The sequence below is a fragment of the Clostridium sp. 1001270J_160509_D11 genome (assembly GCF_015667935.1).
In the GTDB taxonomy this organism is placed as follows: Bacteria; Bacillota; Clostridia; order Peptostreptococcales; family Peptostreptococcaceae; genus Intestinibacter.
In genome coordinates, this window is sequence record NZ_JADPET010000245.1 from 1 (window position 1) to 1888 (window position 1888).

Sequence of the window (1888 nt, forward strand, 5' to 3'; positions counted from 1 at the left end):
GAGGTAAGTTATTCATAAATTTATTTAAATTAAAAAGAGCTGGTATGGTTTCTCATATCAGCTCTTATAATTTAGGTATTTAGTATTTATTATTAAATAATTATTTATTAGTATTAGAGCATTTTTCTTCCCAGAAAGTAGCACCTTTTATTCCTAAATTTATAGGATCAAATGTTATCTCTGTAGTTGGAATTCCTGCTTTAAGTTGTCGTTCATAATCTTTGAAGCATTTCATAACTGGGTTAGATAGTATTAATATAGCTATTATATTTAACCAAGCCATCATACCAACTCCAATATCACCCATTGTCCAAGCTAATTCGGCAGATTTAACAGCACCAAATGCTATCATACCTAAGAAAACAAAGACCAATAAATATTGAGCGATTTTAGAACTTTTACCGCCAGTAATCTTCTTAATTATATAAGTTAAATTAACTTCTGCAATATAATAATAAGCCATTAATGTAGTGAATACAAAGAAGAATAGGGCTATAGTTACAAATGCACCACCGAATCCAGGAATTAAAGTATTTATACCAGCGATAGTATATTGAGGTCCTATTTGCTCTGTTGTAAATGATTGACCTGCATTATATACAACTTGTTTTGTAGTTTCATTAAAAGTTGTATAACAGTTTGTCATAAGAATCATAAAGCCAGTTGCTGAGCAAACAAATAATGTATCTACATATACTGAAAATGCTTGTACAAATCCTTGGACTGCTGGATGGTTGACTTCAGCTGCGGAAGATGCTTGTGGACCAGTACCTTGACCAGCTTCATTTGAATAAACTCCACGTTTAACTCCCCAAGCTACAGTAGAACCTACTATAGCTCCAAAAGGCGCTTGTAAACCAAATGCCCCCTTAAATATTTGAGCTAAAACATGTGGTAGTTGATTGATATTAACTATTATAATTATCAATGCCATCAAAATATATAGACCTCCCATAAAAGGAACTATAAACTCAGCAGCAGAACCGATTCTTTTTATACCACCAAGGACAACTATTCCTGTTAAAACAACTAATATAATTGCAGTAACAGTTGTATTTATATTAAATGAGCTTTTGACTGCATCAGCTATAGAGTTTGATTGAACTCCTGGCAATAATACACCTATCGCTATTACTGTAACTATAGCAAATAATAGACCATATGCCTTTGCAAATGTTGTTTCACCAAAGCCTTTTTCTATGTAATATGCGGGACCTCCACGGTATTGCCCTTCGTGTTGTTCTTTATAAAGTTGTCCTAGTGTAGACTCTGCAAATGCTGAACCTGCACCTAAAAATGCAATTGCCCACATCCAAAATAGGGCACCGGGACCACCCCAAGCTATTGCAGTTGCAACACCGGCAATATTACCAGTACCTATACGACCTGCTAATGCAGTACAAAAACCTTGAAAAGAAGAAATCCCTTCATCAGATTTTTCTCCACTAAGAAGCAATTTTACCATAACCTTGATATTTCTAACCTGAGAGAATCTTGTTCTTAGAGAAAAATATATTCCTGATAGCAAACATAAATATACTAACCACTGACTCCAGACAACATTGTAAATAGATGTTACTAAGTCTTTCATAAAAATCCCTCCTAAATATAATTTTTGAAATTAGAAAAAAGAAAATAAGTAAACTTACCATTTAAAACTAAAAAATAAATACCTTCTAATATACCTAAATTTAAAAATATATAAGAAGAGAAAAAGAGATATACTATTTTAAATAAAATAGAAAACATGGTGTACAAACTTATATACTTTTGAAGAAAAATTCGTTTTGAAATGATAAATAAACTTGAAAAATAATATACCTATAAATAAATAGTAGCTAAAATTATATAATATGTCTAAATATAAAAGTTTTTTGATATAAAGATC

1 protein-coding gene is annotated in these 1888 nt (G+C 31.2%); it reads right to left on the minus strand.

Annotated features, from left to right (window positions below; all coding sequences use genetic code 11):
- Positions 1-100 precede the first annotated feature (100 nt).
- Positions 101-1591, minus strand: coding sequence for an alanine/glycine:cation symporter family protein (locus I4U58_RS13680; protein WP_195931886.1), 1491 nt, complete (start codon positions 1589-1591; stop codon positions 101-103).
- Positions 1592-1888 lie beyond the last annotated feature (297 nt).